Here is a 17,920-nt window from a genome sequence, read left to right on the forward strand (position 1 = left end):
GGGGAACGCGCGGCAGCCCTTGGCTGCACCGGCCGCAGGCCAGGGTGCAGCGGCAGAGGCAGGCCCTGCACAGCCGGGGCCTGCGCCGGGAGCGGCGAGCGCGGCAGGGGCCGCCGCCGCGCAGCCCGCTCCCCAAGCCGCGGACGGTCCGGAGCTGACCGTCCGGCCGCATGCGGTTCAGCAGCAGCCTCCCGGCACGGCGCATCACGCCGTCCGGCCGGAGCAGCTGGCTGAGCCCGCCGCGCGGATGGAGCAGGCGCTGCAGGAAACCGGGCAGCGCGACACGCTGAAGGGGCTCCTCCTTCAGCTCGTCCAGGACGACGCTGCGCCGCCGGCCTTGAAGGAGGCGGCGCAGCAGGTCATCTCGCAGCTGACCGGCCAGCAGCTGCTCCTGAACACGGACCGGACGGCGCCGTTCGCCCAGGTCACGTTGTTCCTGCCCTTGAACGGGCCGGACGGCCAGGAGACGGCGTCGGTGCATGTCCAGTCCAGGCGCGGCCCCAAGGGTGAACTGGATGCATCCAACTGCCGCCTGTGGTTCGACCTTCAGATGAAGCATCTCGGGCAGACGCTGATCGACGTCCAGATCGTCGACCGGATCGTCAGCCTGAAGGTCCATAATGATCAGGAATGGGCTCAGTCCCTGGTGGAAGACAGACGGCCTGAAATCGCTGACGCCCTATCCTCCATCGGCTATCAGCTTCTGACGCTTAAAGCCGCTTCGCTACCGTCTCCGGCCGCTGAACTGCCAGCTGGCTTGAGTGCGGCCATGGGCGGCCACCGCGTGGCGGACTTCGTGCCGCAGAGCTACAAGGGGGTGGATATGAGGGTATGAGCAGCAAGCCGCAGGAGCCGTCCCCAAGTTTGAAAAAGGCCGTCGCCCTCAAATACGCGCCCGGTGACAACGATGCCCCGGTCGTCGTGGCGAAGGGCCGGGGAAAAGTGGCGGATACGATTCTCGAGACGGCGAAGGAACACGGGGTTCCCGTTCAGGAGGACGCCGCGCTGGTGGAGGTTCTCTCCAAGCTGGACCTGGACCAGCAGATTCCGCCGGAGCTGTATCACCTTGTCGCGGAGGTTCTCAGCTATATTTACCGGGCGGACCGGCTCGCTCGGGAAAGGCCGTTCGAATGAACGGACGGCAAGGAAAAATGAAGGATAACCGCCGCCAAAAAGGAGCAGCCGCTGAGCGGGCGGCTGCCGACCTGCTGCTCTCCGCAGGTTACCGCATCCGCGACCGGAACTGGCGCTGCCGCAGCGGCGAACTGGACGTGGTCGCCGAGGACGGCAGCGTCATTGTTTTTGTGGAGGTGCGCAGCCGGACCGCCGGCACCTCCTTCGGCACAGCCGCAGAATCTGTTAATTTCCGCAAAATCCGCCAGGTCCGCAGCACGGCCGAAGTGTATCTTCACGCACACCGGCTGGAAGGCCGCGAGGTACGCTTTGACGTCGTCGCCGTGGAACTGGGGCGCGATCTAAGCATTGCCGCGATTAATCATATACAGGGGGCGTTTTAGGACCAGCCCCTAATCAAAAACTTCCAATACCATGCGATTGGAAGTTTTTTTATTACCCCATTTTCACTGAGCTAGCACGATCCTCTCAATAGACAACTAACAGCGGCAGTGCATCCAGATCGGCCGGCTTTATCCGAGAGGTGGAAAAGTGGATGTATTATTGTAATTATTTACCTTATGGTGAAGGTGATTTGAACTCGTCATAGAATAAGCTAAGTAAGAGGGATGTGTGAACTTGCCTAAAAGAGAATTTTTCCTAGGTATCAACATCAGAGGATGACAGTATCTTTTTTTGAGCTTACTTCAACCCGTTCTTCATCGAAAGGGGAAACGACGATTTCGTGGGAGGTATCATGAGGAATATTCTGAATTTTCTTGTTACCTTTTTGGTGTTCTGGATAGGCAATGAGTACTTTAATCCATATCTTTCGATAACAGATACTAAAACTTTGCTGATTGCATCCCTTCTTATGTTCCTCATTAGTCTTTTATTCAGTTTAGCCATGGTAATGTCGGTGATGCTGATCACTGTAGGGATTGGGTGTTTAACCACTCCGGCTTTAATGTTGGCTTCCATCGTGCTGACACCCATTAAACTTTGGCTTCTGGACAAATACCTGTATGGATTTGAAGTACATGGATTGTGGACATATGTCATTCTTACTTTGGTTCTCAGCCTATTCACAGTGAAAGTAAAAGAGAGGCGTGATTGACGATATGGCAAAAAGCCTGTGAGAACATTTACGAATTGAGGAGGAACCTGTGTTTAAAAATAGACACTGGAAAAAGTATCTCATTCTACTTGCCATTACGCTGCCCGTTTATATTGTTTTTATATTTATGCTTCCACATGATAAACAGCCTATTGCACTAAGTATTTGTCCATCCATATTCTGGATATTGTATTATTCATGGATCGCAATGGAGAATAGAAAAAAAGATAGATAGAACAAATATTGAATTAGAAAACGCGAAGTTCTATCCTGCCAAAAAAGGCGTTTGGCTGCCCGATGATTTACCTGCCAAGTTTTTAAATTAGATCCAGAAGAGATGACTGGGTTTTAATAAGAGACTGGATTGACGGAAATAACCTGCCTCAAATGGCAGGTTATTTTTTGTTGTGAACCCCAGTGTCCAGTTTCTTCAGATGATTTACAATAAGGCGCCTTATATCCCTGTAGCGTCTGAGGCTGCGCATCTATCTGCTGATAGAGCTCAACGTTTGTTTTCTGGAGTTTAGATATCGTTGCCTTTATGAAGCCGGAAGGCCGAAGGGGTCGAAGGGCAGTCTGCATCATTTTATTTTCGTAATAGTACGCAAAATATTGACTTAAACCATGAATCACCTTACTAGCGTTTATACCGCAAATTTGCTTCCTTTCACCCCACCCCCGTAATCTGCGGCCGGTCCAAATTCCTGTACTGGATCGCTTCCGCCACATGGTTGGAGGCGATATTCTCCTGGCCGTCCAGGTCGGCGATCGTCCGGGCCAGTTTCAGGATGCGGTCATATGCCCGCATGCTGAGGCCCAGCGTTTCGATCGTCTGATGGAGCATATCGGCTGAAGCGGAGTCGAGCCTGGCAAAGCGCCGGAGCGCACTGCCGGTCAGCTCGCTGTTCCATCCGCCGTAACCGCTGCCGTATCGTTGTTGCTGACGGGCATGAGCTTCGAGCACCTGACTGCGCATTTCAGCCGATGACAGGCTCGGTGCATCGGTGGACCATTCCTTAGGGCGTGGGACTTCGACTTGAAGATCGATCCGGTCGAGCAGCGGACCGGAGATTTTGGCGCGGTATTGGGCGATCCGGCTGAAGCTGCATGTGCATTGATGTTCCGGGTGATCGCTTCCGAGGTATCCGCACGGACACGGATTCATCGAAGCCGCCAGCATGAAGTGCGCCGGGAAGGTGTGCACGGCACGCGCCCTGCTGATCGTCACCGTTTTGTCCTCCAGCGGCTGCCGCAGCACTTCGAGCACCTGCCGGTTGAATTCCGGCAGCTCGTCCAGAAACAGGATGCCCCGGTGGGCAAGGCTCACTTCGCCCGGCTTGGGTATCGTTCCTCCACCGATCAGTCCTCCGGAAGAGATAGTGTGGTGCGGGGAGCGAAAAGGACGTCTGCGGATCAGTCCGGAGCCGGGTTCCTTCAGTTTTCCGGCTGCGCTGAATATTTTGGTCGTTTCGAGCGCCTCCTGCTCGGTCATGAAGGGCAGGATGGTCGGCAGGCGTTTGATGAGCATCGTTTTGCCGGTTCCGGGCGGTCCGATCAGCATAATGTTGTGCATGCCGGCGGCAGCAATCGTGAGCGCCCTTTTGACATGGAGCTGGCCGAGCACGTCGGCATAATCTTCTGCAGGAATGTGATCGGATACGGAATCAGCGGCAGTGCCCGGTGCTTTCAGCAGCGGGGACAGGCTTTGAATCCGGAGGGGCTGGTCTTTGCCGGGCACATCAGCAGCCGAATGTTCTGCGGCCAGCTCTCGCAGCTCGTTTAAATGCCGGATGGCATAAATATTCATTTGATCGATTAAGGCGGCCTCACCGGCATTTTCCTCCGGCAGCAGAACGGCGGTGAATCCCTCGCGCTTCGCCCTGTCCACCATGGACAGGACGCCGTTAACGGGCCTCAGGCTGCCGTCGAGCGCCATTTCTCCGATGAGAAGCAGCTTCTCATCCTGCGGCAGCAGAAGCTGTCCGCTCGTTACGAGAATGCCGAGGGCAATGGCCAGATCAAACGCGGAGCCTTCCTTTTTCAGATCGGCCGGTGCGAGATTGATCGTGACGCGCTGAAGGGGGAAGGTGAAGCCGCAATTTTTGATGCCCGCCCGGACACGTTCCACCGCTTCCCGGATGGCGGAGTCCGGCAGTCCGATAATGCTCGTCTGCGGCAGTCCGTTGGAAATGTCGACCTCCACCTGAATGATAACCCCGTCAATTCCGTATAAACATGTACTGTGCATTTTTCCATACATACAATAAAGCACCCCTATTCCCCGGCGGTTTCCCTGGACAAACGAGAACGGGATCGCCGTAGTTGACGGAAAAAAGGTGCTTCCTTATTTTCGCTTAAGTTTACAAAAATTGTAGGACCGTAAGCAGTAAAAGTCAAGATGGGAGGCATCGGGGATGGGAAATAGAGGTATGCTTGTAAGGGAGTGATTCAAGACCGATTTGTTGTTTAAAATTTAAAAGTATACAATATAATTGGGCGGAATCAGTTGTCTCTGTAGAAGATATCGCGCAATTACTATGATAATGTGACAAAATTATGATAATATTATGACAAGAAGGCAGGTGAAGACGAAAGTGATGAAACCAAGTGAAATGAATCCGCAGCTGCAGCTGGAAAATCAGCTGTGCTTTACCATCTATGCCTGTTCGCGAGAAATCACCAAGCTGTATCAGCCCCATCTGGAGAAGCTCGGTGTGACATATTCCCAGTATTTGGTCCTGCTTGTGCTTTGGGAGCGGGGACAGTGTACCGTGAAGGAGCTTGGGGAGGCTCTTTTCCTGGACTCCGGCACCTTGACGCCCCTGCTGAAGAGACTTCAGGCCGCTGGTCTGATTCACCGTGAGCGCTCTGCCCAGGACGAACGGAAGGTCATCATCACGTTGACGGACGAAGGAAACAAGCTGAAGGAGAAGGCGCTGAACGTTCCGGCCGCCATGCAGCAGGAGCTGTGCCTGAACGAGAGCGAATTCGGGCATTTGCTGGGCCAGTTCAAGAGTCTGCTGAACCGTGTCCATCACAACAACGAACAGCAAGAGGGCAAGATGTGAAGTGAAGAGCGATTTTTGCAGACCAACATCTGCAAATTTGTCGCTCTTTTTCCCTGTTATCCATGAAACCATGTTGGAACGATGCAAGGCTCCAGGTGGAATTATATCGGACCTAAGACGTTACTTGGAGGGCGGATTTTACCATCAAATCCCAAATATTCTCTCAAACGGATTAAACCGATATCAAAAAGCTGTCGATGGAAACGCAGTTTCTTAAGGTAAGCGTTTTAAAAACATGTTACAATAGCTTGGGTTTATATTATTTTCCAAGAGATATCAGAACCCGCCTTGTAGCAGTCATGTTGATAGGAGGATACCGTAAATGAATATCCATGAATATCAAGGAAAGCAAGTGTTAAAGCAGTACGGCGTTACCGTTCCGAACGGAAAGGTGGCCTACACCGTGGAAGAGGCGGTTGAAGCCGCTAAATCCCTGGGCAGCCAAGTCACGGTTGTCAAAGCGCAAATCCATGCAGGTGGCCGCGGTAAAGCCGGCGGCGTCAAAGTGGCCAAGAACCTGGACGAGGTTCGTGCTTACGCGGAGGAAATCCTCGGCAAAGTGCTCGTAACGCATCAGACAGGCCCGGAAGGTAAAGAAGTCAAGCGGCTTCTGATCGAAGAGGGCTGCGATATCCGCAAGGAATATTACGTCGGCGTCGTCGTTGACCGCGCTACCGGACGTGTCGTGATGATGGCATCGGAAGAAGGCGGAACGGAAATCGAAGAGGTTGCCGCTGCAACGCCTGAGAAAATTTTCAAAGAAGTGGTGGATCCGGCCGTAGGCCTGCAGGTTTTCCAAGCACGCAGACTGGCTTATGCGATCAACATCCCTAACGAACTGGTCAACAAGGCGGTTCAGTTTATGATCGCCCTGTACACAGCTTTTGTTGACAAGGACTGCTCCATTGCAGAAATCAACCCTCTGGTTGTAACGGGTGACGGCAATGTCATGGCACTCGATGCCAAGCTGAACTTTGACTCCAACGCACTGTTCCGGCACAAAGACATTCAAGAGCTTCGCGACCTGGACGAAGAGAATGAAAAAGAAATCGAAGCTTCCAAATACGACCTGAGCTACATAGCTCTCGACGGCAACATCGGCTGTATGGTCAACGGCGCAGGCCTTGCCATGGCCACGATGGATATTATCAAGTACTACGGCGGAGACCCGGCCAACTTCCTCGACGTAGGGGGCGGTGCCACGAAAGAGAAGGTTACCGAGGCGTTCAAGATCATTCTGTCGGATGAGCAGGTCAAAGGCATTTTCGTCAACATCTTTGGCGGAATTATGCGCTGCGACGTCATCGCCGAAGGCGTGGTTGAAGCTGCCAAGCAGCTCGGTTTGACCCGTCCGCTGGTTGTGCGTCTTGAAGGAACCAACGTGGATCTGGGCAAGAAAATTTTGGCCGAATCCGGCCTGAACATCGTGCCTGCCGACTCCATGGCTGACGGCGCCCAAAAAATTGTCTCACTCGTAAAATAGAATCTTTAAAATACGATAGGGGATGTGAACAAACGTGAGTATTTTGGTCGATAAAAATACAAAAGTCATCACACAGGGCATCACCGGCAAAACCGCCCTTTTCCATGCGAAAGGCGCCCTCGACTACGGCACGCAAATGGTCGGAGGAACTTCTCCGGGCAAAGGCGGCACCAAGGTTGACATTACGCTGGAGAACGGCCAAACGGTCAGCCTGCCCGTATATAACACGGTTGTAGAAGCCAAGGAAGCGACTGGCGCAACTGCAAGCGTTATCTACGTACCGCCGGCATTTGCGGCCGACTCCATCATGGAAGCCGTCGATGCGGAAATGGAACTGGTCATCTGTATTACGGAAGGCATTCCGGTGCTGGACATGGTCAAAGTGTCCCGTTACATGGAAGGCAAGAAAACCGTCCTGATCGGACCAAACTGCCCAGGGGTCATTACACCTGGAGAATGCAAAATCGGTATCATGCCTGGGTACATCCATACTCCGGGACATGTGGGCGTTGTATCCCGCAGCGGAACGCTGACCTACGAAGCGGTTCATCAATTGACGACCCGCGGCATCGGCCAGTCCTCTGCGGTAGGCATTGGCGGCGACCCGGTAAAAGGCTCGGAATTCATCGATATTTTGAGCCGCTTTAACGATGATCCGAACACTTATGCTGTGATCATGATCGGCGAAATCGGCGGAACGGCGGAAGAAGAGGCGGCGGAATGGATCCGCGCCAACATGACCAAGCCGGTCGTCGGCTTCATCGGCGGCGTTACTGCGCCTCCAGGCAAGCGCATGGGACATGCGGGCGCTATTATTTCCGGCGGTAAAGGCACGGCGAAAGAAAAGATCGCCAAGCTCGAGGAATGCGGCATCAAAGTCGCTCCGACGCCTTCGGAAATGGGATCTACGCTGGTAAGCGTTCTGGAAGAACGCGGCCTGCTGGAAAAATGCACGACTCACTAATATAAACCGGCGTTATTTACGGTTCAAAGGTAAGCAACCTTTTATTTCTCCATCCGGGGAATAAAGGGTTGCTTTTTTGTGTTTTCAACACCAAAAAACTGGAAAATATAAGGAAGGGCGGGATTGGCGTGAAGGACGAACGGTGGCTGTTGATCGCACTGCACGAGACCGAGGGGATCGGGAGGAAGAGTATTGCCAGGCTGCGCGGGCAGCGTATGTTCTCCGGGGACATGCTCCATTATAATAGTAGAGATTGGGAGGAAGCAGGTTTTCCCGAGGAAAAGGCGAAGCTTTTATCTGAACGAATCACAACCGATTTGATCGAAGAGCTGAAATCCCGTAAGCTTGAGGGAGGCGCCGGCATCCTGACTTTTTTGGATGAGGATTACCCTGCGTATTTAAAGGAGATAGCGGAGCCTCCATGGGTATTGTACTGCACTGGAAAACGGGGATTGCTGCAAACACCCGGCGTCGCCATGGTCGGAACAAGGGTACCGACGGCCTATGGCCGTAAGGTCGGCCAGGAGCTGGCGGAGGGCATCAGTGCGGCTGGATTCACGATCGTCAGCGGCATGGCCAGAGGCATCGACAGCGTGTGCCATGAAGCCGCTCTAGCACGCGGCGGAAATACGATTGCGGTGATGGGGACCGGGCATGGCGTGATCTATCCGCCGGAGAACAGAGGATTGTATGAGCGGATCGCCGAGGATGGACTCATTCTGACGGAGTATCCTTCCGGGACCAAATCGCATCCCGGTTTGTTTCCGCAGCGCAACCGTATCATCGCCGGCTTGACGCTTGGGACGCTGGTCGTCGAAGCGGACTCACGCAGCGGATCTTTGATTACCGCGGATTTGGCGCTCGAAGCCGGCAGGGATGTGTTCGCCGTGCCTGGGCCGGTCACCTCGCCCAAGAGCCGCGGGGCGCTGAATTTGATTAAACAAGGGGCCAAAATGGTGCTGAATGCCGAAGACGTCATCGAAGAATATGATTCATGGTTGCCAAAAGGGTTTGAAGATACATACAATAGGGAGCGTCAGATGTTGGAGGACACGCGGCTGCCTGCAGATCATTTGACAATGGATGAGCTTGGGATATACCATATATTGGAACAAGGGCCGTCTACATTGGATGAGCTGCTGCAGCAGACCGGATGGGATTTTGGACATTTGCATTCAGTTCTGTTATCTTTAATCATAAAAAAGCAGATTACCCAATTATCTGGTGCTATATACAAGCTTATATAACAAGAGTCTATTGACTAACATTCACAGAATTGTTCGGAAAGGGGGATGAACCTATGGCTGACTCACTTGTCATCGTCGAATCGCCGGCCAAGGCGAAAACGATCGGCAAATATTTAGGCAGCAAGTATATCGTAAAAGCTTCGATGGGTCACGTGCGTGATCTCCCGAAGAGCCAAATCGGAGTTGAGGTCGAGAATGACTTTAATCCGAAATATATTACGATCCGCGGAAAAGGCTCCGTATTAAAGGAACTCAAGGACGCCAGCAAAAAAGTGAAAAAGGTTTATCTCGCAGCTGACCCCGATCGCGAGGGTGAAGCGATTGCCTGGCATCTTGCCCATGCCCTGGAGCTCGACGATACGGATAGCTGCCGCGTCGTGTTTAACGAAATTACGAAGCAAGCGGTCAAGGATGCATTTAAAACGCCGCGCAAGATCAATATGGACCTGGTCAACGCACAGCAGGCCAGACGTATTCTGGACCGGCTCGTCGGTTACAAGATCAGTCCGCTTTTGTGGAAAAAGGTAAAGAAAGGTTTGTCCGCGGGCCGCGTTCAATCGGTTGCGGTCAAGATTATCATCGACCGGGAGAACGAAATCAACGCGTTTATTCCGGAGGAATACTGGTCCATTACGGCCCAGCTCGCCAAGGGAGATTCCGTTTTTGAGGCGAAATTCCAGCAGCTGAACGGCCAGAAGAAAGAACTGTCGCGAGAGGAGGAAGTAAACGAAGTGCTCGCTGCCATTAAGGGAGCCACCTTTAAAGTCAGCGAAGTAAAGGAAAAGGAACGCCAGCGGCATCCTTCGCCTCCGTTTACGACAAGCTCCCTGCAGCAGGAAGCTGCCCGGAAGCTTAATTTTCGTGCCGCCAAAACGATGTCCGTCGCCCAGCAGCTGTACGAAGGCGTAGAGCTCGGGAAAGAAGGGACCGTCGGCCTCATTACTTATATGCGTACGGATTCCACCCGGATTGCCGGATCGGCCCAGGAAGAAGCCAAGGAATTTATCAGCGGGAAGTATGGGGATCCGTTTGTCCCTGAAACACCGCGGGAGTATTCGAAAAAATCGGCGAACGCTCAGGACGCCCACGAAGCGATCCGCCCGACCTCGGTCATGCGCGATCCCGACTCTGTGAAGTCGTTCATGAGCCGTGACCAATACCGTCTTTACAAGCTGATTTGGGAACGTTTCGTTGCCAGCCAGATGGCTTCCGCCATACTGGATACGCTTTCCGTTGATATTGCGGCCGGGCCTGCCGTATTCCGCGCATCCGGTTCGAAAGTCCGCTTCCAGGGCTTTATGAAGGTATACGTAGAAGGCAACGACGACGGCACGACGGAGGAAGAGAAGTTTTTGCCTGCCTTGGCCGTAGGGGATAAGCTGAAGAAGGAAGATATCGAGCCGAAGCAGCACTTCACGCAGCCGCCTCCGCGCTACACCGAAGCCCGGTTGGTCCGGGCGATGGAGGAGCTCGGCATCGGACGGCCAAGTACGTATGCGCCGACGCTGGAGACGATCCAAAAGCGCGGTTACGTCGCGATCGAAGAGAAAAAGTTCGTTCCGACAGAATTGGGTGAATTGATCATCGAGCAAATGGAACAATTCTTCCCGGAAATTCTTGATGTGGAATTTACGGCCCACATGGAAGACGATCTCGACCATGTCGAGGAAGGCTCGGAGGATTGGGTCAAGGTGCTTGCTGAGTTCTATTCTTCCTTTGAAAAGCGCCTGGAAGTAGCCGAAGAAGAAATGAAGGAAATCGAAATCGAGGACGAGGTATCGGACGAGATTTGCGACAAATGCGGCCGACCGATGGTATACAAATTGGGGCGGTTTGGCAAATTCCTCGCCTGCTCCGGATTTCCGGACTGCCGGAACACGAAGCCGATCGTCAAAGATATCGGCGTCACTTGTCCGAAATGCAAGGAAGGGCATGTGGTCGAGCGCCGCAGCAAGAAGGGGCGGATTTTCTATGGCTGCGACCGTTATCCGGAATGCGATTTCGTATCCTGGGATAAACCGTCGCCGAAGCCTTGTCCGAAATGCGGCTCTCTGATGGTTGAGAAGCGCAACAAGCAGGGAGCACGTCTCCAATGCACGGCATGCGACCATACCGAGCCCCTGGAAGAGAACGAAGACAACGAAGAATTGATGTAATTGTAAACAGCAGGGGGTAATGAAGTTGACAGAAGTACAGCAGGTAACCGTCATCGGCGCGGGTCTGGCAGGCAGCGAGGCTGCCTGGCAGATCGCAAGCCGGGGGGTTCCCGTGAAATTATACGAAATGCGCCCGGTCGTGAAGACGCCCGCGCACCATACGGACAAGTTCGCCGAGCTCGTCTGCACCAATTCGCTGCGCGCCAACGGACTTACGAACGCAGTCGGCGTTATCAAAGAAGAAATGCGGATGCTGGATTCGCTGATCCTGAAGTCCGCCGATAAAAATGCGGTTCCTGCCGGAGGCGCTCTGGCGGTGGACCGCGACGGTTTTTCCGGGGATATTACGAGCACTCTCCATAACCATCCGCTGATTGAAGTCGTAAACGAAGAAATTCAGCATATACCAGAAGAAGGGATTGTCGTCATCGCCACAGGCCCGCTGACCTCGCCTGCACTCTCCGCCGAGATCAAAGCACTTATGGGCGAAGAGTATTTCTACTTCTACGATGCTGCGGCTCCAATCGTCGAGAAAGACTCCATCGATATGAGCAAAGTATACCTGGCTTCCCGTTATGATAAAGGCGAAGCGGCTTACTTGAACTGTCCGATGACCGAAGAGGAATTCAACGCGTTTTATGACGCGCTGGTCAATGCGGAAGTCGCGCAGTTGAAAGAGTTTGAGAAGGAAGTATACTTCGAGGGCTGCATGCCGATCGAGGTCATGATGAAGCGCGGCAAGCAGACGGCGCTGTTCGGGCCGATGAAGCCGGTAGGGCTGGTCAACCCGCACACGGGTGAACTGCCTTATGCGGTCGTGCAACTGCGTCAAGATAATGCCGCCGGTACGCTGTACAATCTGGTCGGCTTCCAAACCCATCTCAAATGGGGAGAGCAAAAGCGCGTATTCTCTATGATTCCGGGATTGGAAAACGCGGAATATGTGCGCTACGGCGTCATGCACCGCAATACGTTCATCAACTCACCGAAGCTGCTCCAACCGACCTATCAGCTGAAAACGAATGAGAACCTGTTTTTTGCCGGTCAAATGACAGGGGTAGAGGGATATGTGGAATCTGCCGCATCCGGGCTTATAGCGGGCATTAATGCAGCGAGAAAGGCGCTTGGACAGGACCTTGTCGTGTTCCCTGACACAAGCACACTCGGCAGCATGGCTCATTATATTACGACCGCGGATTCGGAGCACTTCCAGCCGATGAACGCCAACTTCGGCCTGCTGCCGAAATTGGAGAAGAAGATCCGCAACAAAAAGGAAAAGAACGAGGCGCTGGCCAATCGGGCTTTGGAGACGATTGCCGCGTTTATCAAGGAAGCCGGACTGGCAACCGAACATCAGGAAGTATAGATTAGGAGGTCTGTAGGTATGGATTTATCTTTTCATGCGACAACCATTTGTGCTGTACGCCATAACGGAAAAGCGGCGATCGCCGGTGACGGCCAGGTGACCTTCGGTGAAAATGTCATTATGAAGCAGACCGCCAAAAAGGTGCGCCGCCTGTACAGAGGCCAGGTCGTTGCCGGCTTTGCAGGCTCCGTGGCGGACGCCATTACTCTTTTTGAAAAATTCGAAAGCAAACTGGAGGAGCATCACGGCAATCTGCAGCGTGCCGCCGTGGAGCTCGCCAAGGACTGGCGCCAGGATCGCGTTCTCCGCAAGCTTGAGGCACTCATGATCGTTATGGATAAAACTGGCATGCTGCTCATTTCCGGAGGCGGTGAAATCATCGAACCGGACGACGACGTGCTGGCCATTGGCTCGGGAGGCAATTTTGCGCTCTCCGCCGGACGGGCGCTGAAGCGTCACGCCCAGGACTTGGAAGCGAAGGATATCGCGCGGGAAGCTTTGAAAATTGCTTCGGAAATTTGCGTATACACCAATGGAAATATCATTGTGGAAGAGCTGTAAGGGTGGAGGAATGCATATGGATAACCAAAGTTTGACGCCAAGACAAATCGTGGCCGAACTGGATAAATACATTGTAGGCCAGAAGCAGGCGAAGAAATCCGTCGCCGTCGCACTGCGCAACCGTTACCGCCGCAACCGGCTTCCCGAGGATGTTCGGGATGAGATTGTACCGAAGAACATCCTGATGATCGGTCCGACGGGTGTGGGCAAGACCGAAATCGCCAGACGTTTGGCGAAGCTGGTCAATGCGCCGTTTGTGAAGATCGAAGCCACCAAATTTACGGAAGTGGGATACGTCGGCCGCGACGTGGAATCCATGGTCCGCGATTTGATCGAAACGTCCATCCGCATGGTCAAAGCGGAGCGTACGGAAAAAGTAAAAGACCGCGCCGAGGAGCTCGCCAACGAACGAATCGTGCAAATTCTCGTTCCGCCGGCTGGCAAAAACAAGGCGCAGCGCAACCCGTTTGAAATGCTGTTCGGCAATGGCAACCAGAACGCACAGGATACGGAAGAGGATAAGGAGCAGGACAGCACCGTGACCGAACGCCGGCGCCAGGTGAAGTTTAAGCTTCAGTCCGGCAGCCTGGAAGACGACATGATCGAAATCGACGTGGAGGACAACTCGCCGACGATGATGGATATGCTGGCCGGGCAGGGGAATGACCAGATGGGCATGAACATGCAGGAAATGTTCGGCAGCCTGCTGCCGCGCCGGACGAAGAAGCGGAAGCTGCCGATCCGGGAAGCGCGCAAGGTGCTGACGCAGGAGGAAGCGACCAAGCTGATCGACATGGACGACGTCATCGCCGAGTCGATTCTTCGCGCTGAGCAGTCGGGCATTATCTTTATCGACGAAATCGATAAAGTTGCCAGCCAGGGCAAAGGCTCTGGGCCTGACGTGTCCCGTGAAGGCGTCCAGAGGGATATTCTGCCGATCGTGGAAGGGTCGACGGTCATGACCAAATACGGCCCCGTGAAGACGGACTTTATTTTGTTTATTGCCGCAGGTGCATTCCATATCGCCAAACCGTCGGACCTCATTCCCGAGCTTCAAGGCCGGTTCCCGATCCGCGTGGAGCTGAGCAGCTTGTCTCTCGACGACTTTGTGTCGATTCTGACCGAGCCGAAGAACGCCTTGACCAAGCAGTATACCGAGCTGCTCAAAACCGAGGACATCGAGGTCGAATTCTCATCTGAAGCGATCCGGGAAATTGCCAAAATTGCCGCGACCGTCAACCAGAATACCGAGAACATCGGTGCGCGCAGGCTGCATACGATTCTGGAGAAGCTGCTCGAGGATTTGTCGTTTGAGGCGCCTGAATTGACCTTGGAGAATATGACCATCACGCCGGAATACGTGCGCGAAAAGCTGGGCGACATCGCCCAAGACCGCGATTTGAGCCAATATATATTGTAAACCGACAACCGTCACAGCGGGGACATGTCAGAAGGATGAAGATCCTTCGGGCATGTCTTTTTTTGTTGTGCTGAGGAAGGGACCACAGGAAAGACAGTGCCGACATCGTAAGAACCTCTCTGGGAGGTATAACTATAATCCTGCGCTCGTATGCAAGGGAGGGGTTATTTTACGACACTTTCGCAAATCTGAAATTCTAGGACTATTCAAGCTGAGTTTTTATCGAAATGTGACAACAGGCCTGTCCTATGTAAGCCCACAAACCCTTATCCTGCAAAGATTTAGCAAAAATTTCAGAGAAATTAAGAACAAAGACCTTCTTTCTGGTAAAAGATAGGGCTTTTTTCTTATTGTAATATGTCCCAATCTTTAAGAAACTTAGGATATACGACAATATAGTAATTTTTTCTACTTTAGACCTAGAATAAGCAATATTTCTAAGGACTTTTGTCGAAAAAAAGTGAAATTGGGAAGAAAGTTCCCCACGGACAAATAGTAAAGTTATGGAAAATAAGGGGGATACGGAATGGATTTGCTGAACAGCGTCAGCTTTCAACGTTTGGAAGGCGGACTTCAGGCCGCAAACGCGCGCCAGAGAGTCATTGCGAACAACATTGCCAATGTCGACACGCCTTATTTCAAACGGTCCGAAGTGTCATTTGAAAGCCTGCTCCAGCAGGAAATTAATGGATCTGCACCTCAGCTTCGCGGCAGGGTCACCGATCCCCGGCACTTCGCCATTGGACCTACGAATTCGGTCCCGGATCCAGTTGTAACGGAGGACCAATCGACAGCGATGAACAACAATATGAACAATGTGGATATTGACCGGGAGATGTCCGCACTGGCTGACAACCAGCTTCAGTACAACGCCTACATCCAGCAGATGAACGACCAGATCAAAATGATGCGGACAGCCATTGAAGGGAGATAATCGCGGGTGAACATGAACAGCAGCTTTGGGATCAGCGCTTCGGCGCTGACGGCACAGCGTTTGCGGATGGACGTCATTTCGTCCAACATTGCGAATGCGGAAACGACGAGAGCGTCGGTGGTTGACGGCAAAGCGGTGCCGTACCGCCGAAAGATGGTTGTGCTTTCGCCGAATGAATCGGATTTCTCCAGCATGCTGGAAGCACAAATGAACGGACAAAGTGCGGGGAAAGGTGTGAAAGTGGCTGCAATCCAGGAGGATCAGACGCCGCTGAAGCCGGTATACAATCCGACTCATCCGGATGCAGATGCACAAGGGTATGTCTACATGCCTAACGTGGATATCGCCAAAGAAATGATCGATATGATTTCGGCCACGAGATCTTACGAAGCGAACGTCACAGCACTGAATTCCTCAAAAGCGATGATCACGAAGGCCTTGGAAATAGGTCGATAAGCCTAGTCTGAATAAATAAATGTAGGTAAGGAGGGACATTGATGATTCAAAACTCGATGTTTTCGACACAAAGCATCCAACCGCTCGACATGAAGCAAAGCGCATCAAGCGCAAGCAAGACGCCAGCCCAATCCCTTAGCGATTTCGGATCTTATCTGGAAAATGCGCTGAACCAGGTGGCCGGGCAAGAGAAAGCCGCCGAAGAAATGAGCAATCAGTTCATGCTCGGACAAGTTGATGTGGACCAGGTGATGGTTTCTTCGCAAAAAGCGCTTCTCAGCCTGGAGCTGACGACGCAGATTCGGAACAAAGCGATCGAAGCGTACCAGGAGATCATGCGGACGCAAATTTAAAGGCTGCAGACAAAAGAGTGAACGAAGGATTTTGGCGGATCGCCTGAACCTATTCATTCATAGATTTATGCTAAGTTTTCGGGTGGGGTGGGTGACGTTGTGAACGAAAGAATCGTCCAGTATAAGGACAAGGTCGTTCAGTACTGGAATCAATTCAGCAAAAAACAGAAAATTTTATTCATTTCTACGATCGCTTTTATTATCATCGCCATTGTCGTGCTGACCATGCAGTTTTCCAAAACGGAGTATGAAGTGGCCTTCAAGGACTTGAATGCCAGCGACTCCGCTGGGATTATGAACTACCTCGATACGAACAACATCCCGTATAAATTGAGTCCTAACGGAACATCCATTTCGGTACCGAGTACGGAGGCGGCCCGCATCAAGGTCGATGTCGGCTCACAGGGACTCATTCAGAACGGATCCATCGGTTTCAAAACGTTCGATCAATCATCATCGATCGGCACAACCGACAGCGAGTTTAACGTCAAGTACAACAACGCATTGAACGGAGAAGTTGAGCAGCTGCTCACGAGCATGAACGGCATAAGTAAGGCTAAAGTCCTAGTAAACCTGCCGAAAGAAAGCGTGTTTGCAAGCGAAGAAGACCAGGAGAAAGCAAGCGCATCAGTCGTGCTTACCTTTAAGCCGGGTTATCATCCAAGCCAGCAAACGATCGACGGGTACTTCAACTTGGTCAAGACCGCCGTACCGAATCTGCCGGTAGAGAATATCACCATCACCGAATCAGAGGGCAATACGGAGCTGCTGTCGTCGGCCCAAGGCGGTTCGGGAACGCTGTCCTCGTCCGTCGAAGAAAATTTTGCGCTTCAGAAAAAGTTCGAAAGCGAAGTTCGCCAGAACGTCAAAGAATTTCTGAGCCAGTTCATGGGACCGAATAAAGTCGATGTCCTCGTCGTCTCCAAGCTGAATTTCGATAAAGTTCAGAGCAAGGAAAACATGGTGACACCGGTAGATACGGAGAACATGAAAGGCATTGAAATCAGCGTTCAGGAAATTTCGAAGAATTATACGGGTAAGAGCAATCCGGATAGCGGAGTGGCAGGCACGGGCCAAACCCAGGTGCCGGGGTATCCAAGTAACTCGTCTACAGGTGACGTAACTTCCGAGGATTTGTCCAAGACGATCAATTACGAGGTTAACCATATTACCAAAGACATCGTTGCCAGTCCGTATACCGTAAAAGATTTAACCATAAACGTAGCAGTTGAACCACCAACGGGACAAACCAGTGTAGATCAACAAACCAGAGATGCCATTCAGAATATCTTGGTAAATATCGTAAGGGCATCGCTTGCCGATTCCGGTATTACATATACAGACGCTGATTTGGCTAAAAAAGTTTCGGTCTATTCGCAACCTTTCAGTGGTAATGTTACCCAGCCGAGCGGAATCAAGCTTTCCCAAGGCATGCTGTGGGGAATCGGCCTTGCCGCGCTTGCGCTGCTTGCGGGTGGAGGATACCTGATTTACCGCCGCCGCAAGAACAAAGAGGAAATCGAAGAAGATCTTCCGCTGCCGCCTGCGGCAGAGTTTCCTTCCATTAATCTGGAGAGCGTGACGAACGAAAGTCAGGTGCGCAAACAGCTGGAAACATTGGCGAAGAGAAAGCCGGATGAATTCGTCAACCTGCTGCGCACATGGCTCGCGGATGAATAGGG

At 52.6% G+C, this 17,920-nt stretch carries 16 protein-coding genes and 1 pseudogene; 16 read left to right on the forward strand and 1 reads right to left on the reverse strand.

Annotated elements, in window-relative coordinates:
* The 4 genes and pseudogenes from BCV73_RS34955 to BCV73_RS06595 all read left to right on the forward strand — a co-directional run.
* Positions 1-835 (forward strand): annotated as a pseudogene (locus tag BCV73_RS34955) (DNA ligase); the annotation flags it as partial.
* Positions 832-1,134 (forward strand): EscU/YscU/HrcU family type III secretion system export apparatus switch protein, encoded by a 303-nt coding sequence (locus tag BCV73_RS06585; protein ID WP_076168193.1) that lies wholly within the window; start codon positions 832-834, stop codon positions 1,132-1,134. The pseudogene BCV73_RS34955 and the gene BCV73_RS06585, both read left to right, overlap by 4 nt.
* Positions 1,131-1,517: a YraN family protein gene (locus BCV73_RS06590; RefSeq protein ID WP_256992761.1), complete on the forward strand. Its 387-nt coding sequence runs from the start codon at positions 1,131-1,133 to the stop codon at positions 1,515-1,517. Before BCV73_RS06585 ends, BCV73_RS06590 begins: the two co-directional genes overlap by 4 nt.
* 353 nt (positions 1,518-1,870) lie before the next feature.
* A complete protein-coding gene (locus BCV73_RS06595; RefSeq protein ID WP_089546536.1) occupies positions 1,871-2,230 on the forward strand; it encodes a phage holin family protein in 360 nt (119 codons plus the stop codon).
* Between the two features lie 667 nt (positions 2,231-2,897).
* Here BCV73_RS06595 and BCV73_RS06605 read toward each other — a convergent pair.
* Positions 2,898-4,490 (reverse strand): YifB family Mg chelatase-like AAA ATPase, encoded by a 1,593-nt coding sequence (locus BCV73_RS06605; protein ID WP_089546538.1) that lies wholly within the window; start codon positions 4,488-4,490, stop codon positions 2,898-2,900.
* A 337-nt stretch (positions 4,491-4,827) separates the two neighbouring features.
* Here BCV73_RS06605 and BCV73_RS06610 point away from each other — a divergent pair, with 337 nt between their 5' ends.
* The 12 genes from BCV73_RS06610 to fliF all read left to right on the forward strand — a co-directional run bounded on the left by BCV73_RS06610 (position 4,828) and on the right by fliF (position 17,918).
* On the forward strand, positions 4,828-5,298 hold the full coding sequence (locus BCV73_RS06610; protein ID WP_089546539.1) for a MarR family winged helix-turn-helix transcriptional regulator: 471 nt from the start codon (positions 4,828-4,830) through the stop codon (positions 5,296-5,298).
* A 322-nt stretch (positions 5,299-5,620) separates the two neighbouring features.
* Entirely contained in the window at positions 5,621-6,781 is a 1,161-nt protein-coding gene (gene sucC, locus BCV73_RS06615) for an ADP-forming succinate--CoA ligase subunit beta (protein ID WP_076168179.1), read from the forward strand.
* A 34-nt stretch (positions 6,782-6,815) separates the two neighbouring features.
* Entirely contained in the window at positions 6,816-7,745 is a 930-nt protein-coding gene (gene sucD / locus BCV73_RS06620; protein WP_076168177.1) for a succinate--CoA ligase subunit alpha, read from the forward strand.
* A gap of 128 nt (positions 7,746-7,873) precedes the next feature.
* On the forward strand, positions 7,874-8,992 hold the full coding sequence (gene dprA, locus BCV73_RS06625; protein ID WP_089550129.1) for a DNA-processing protein DprA: 1,119 nt from the start codon (positions 7,874-7,876) through the stop codon (positions 8,990-8,992).
* A 53-nt stretch (positions 8,993-9,045) separates the two neighbouring features.
* Positions 9,046-11,148 carry a type I DNA topoisomerase gene (gene topA, locus BCV73_RS06630; RefSeq protein ID WP_089546540.1) on the forward strand — a complete coding sequence of 701 codons (2,103 nt, stop codon included), beginning with the start codon at positions 9,046-9,048 and terminating at the stop codon, positions 11,146-11,148.
* 25 nt (positions 11,149-11,173) lie between these two features.
* Positions 11,174-12,514 (forward strand): FADH(2)-oxidizing methylenetetrahydrofolate--tRNA-(uracil(54)-C(5))-methyltransferase TrmFO, encoded by a 1,341-nt coding sequence (gene trmFO / locus BCV73_RS06635; RefSeq protein WP_089546541.1) that lies wholly within the window; start codon positions 11,174-11,176, stop codon positions 12,512-12,514.
* 18 nt (positions 12,515-12,532) lie between these two features.
* Positions 12,533-13,075, forward strand: a complete 543-nt coding sequence (gene hslV / locus BCV73_RS06640; protein ID WP_076168171.1) for an ATP-dependent protease subunit HslV — start codon at positions 12,533-12,535, stop codon at positions 13,073-13,075.
* Between the two features lie 16 nt (positions 13,076-13,091).
* Positions 13,092-14,495, forward strand: a complete 1,404-nt coding sequence (hslU, locus tag BCV73_RS06645; RefSeq protein WP_076168169.1) for an ATP-dependent protease ATPase subunit HslU — start codon at positions 13,092-13,094, stop codon at positions 14,493-14,495.
* Positions 14,496-15,021: 526 nt separating this feature from the next.
* Positions 15,022-15,429, forward strand: coding sequence for a flagellar basal body rod protein FlgB (gene flgB / locus BCV73_RS06650; RefSeq protein WP_076168168.1), 408 nt, complete (start codon positions 15,022-15,024; stop codon positions 15,427-15,429).
* Positions 15,430-15,441: 12 nt separating this feature from the next.
* On the forward strand, positions 15,442-15,885 hold the full coding sequence (gene flgC, locus BCV73_RS06655) for a flagellar basal body rod protein FlgC (protein WP_234489631.1): 444 nt from the start codon (positions 15,442-15,444) through the stop codon (positions 15,883-15,885).
* A gap of 41 nt (positions 15,886-15,926) precedes the next feature.
* Positions 15,927-16,238, forward strand: a complete 312-nt coding sequence (fliE, locus tag BCV73_RS06660; protein WP_076168164.1) for a flagellar hook-basal body complex protein FliE — start codon at positions 15,927-15,929, stop codon at positions 16,236-16,238.
* A gap of 99 nt (positions 16,239-16,337) precedes the next feature.
* On the forward strand, positions 16,338-17,918 hold the full coding sequence (gene fliF / locus BCV73_RS06665; protein ID WP_076168162.1) for a flagellar basal-body MS-ring/collar protein FliF: 1,581 nt from the start codon (positions 16,338-16,340) through the stop codon (positions 17,916-17,918).
* Positions 17,919-17,920 lie beyond the last annotated feature (2 nt).

The sequence above is a fragment of the Paenibacillus sp. SSG-1 genome (assembly GCF_002224835.1).
Classification (GTDB): Bacteria; Bacillota; Bacilli; order Paenibacillales; family Paenibacillaceae; genus Paenibacillus_AQ; species Paenibacillus_AQ favisporus.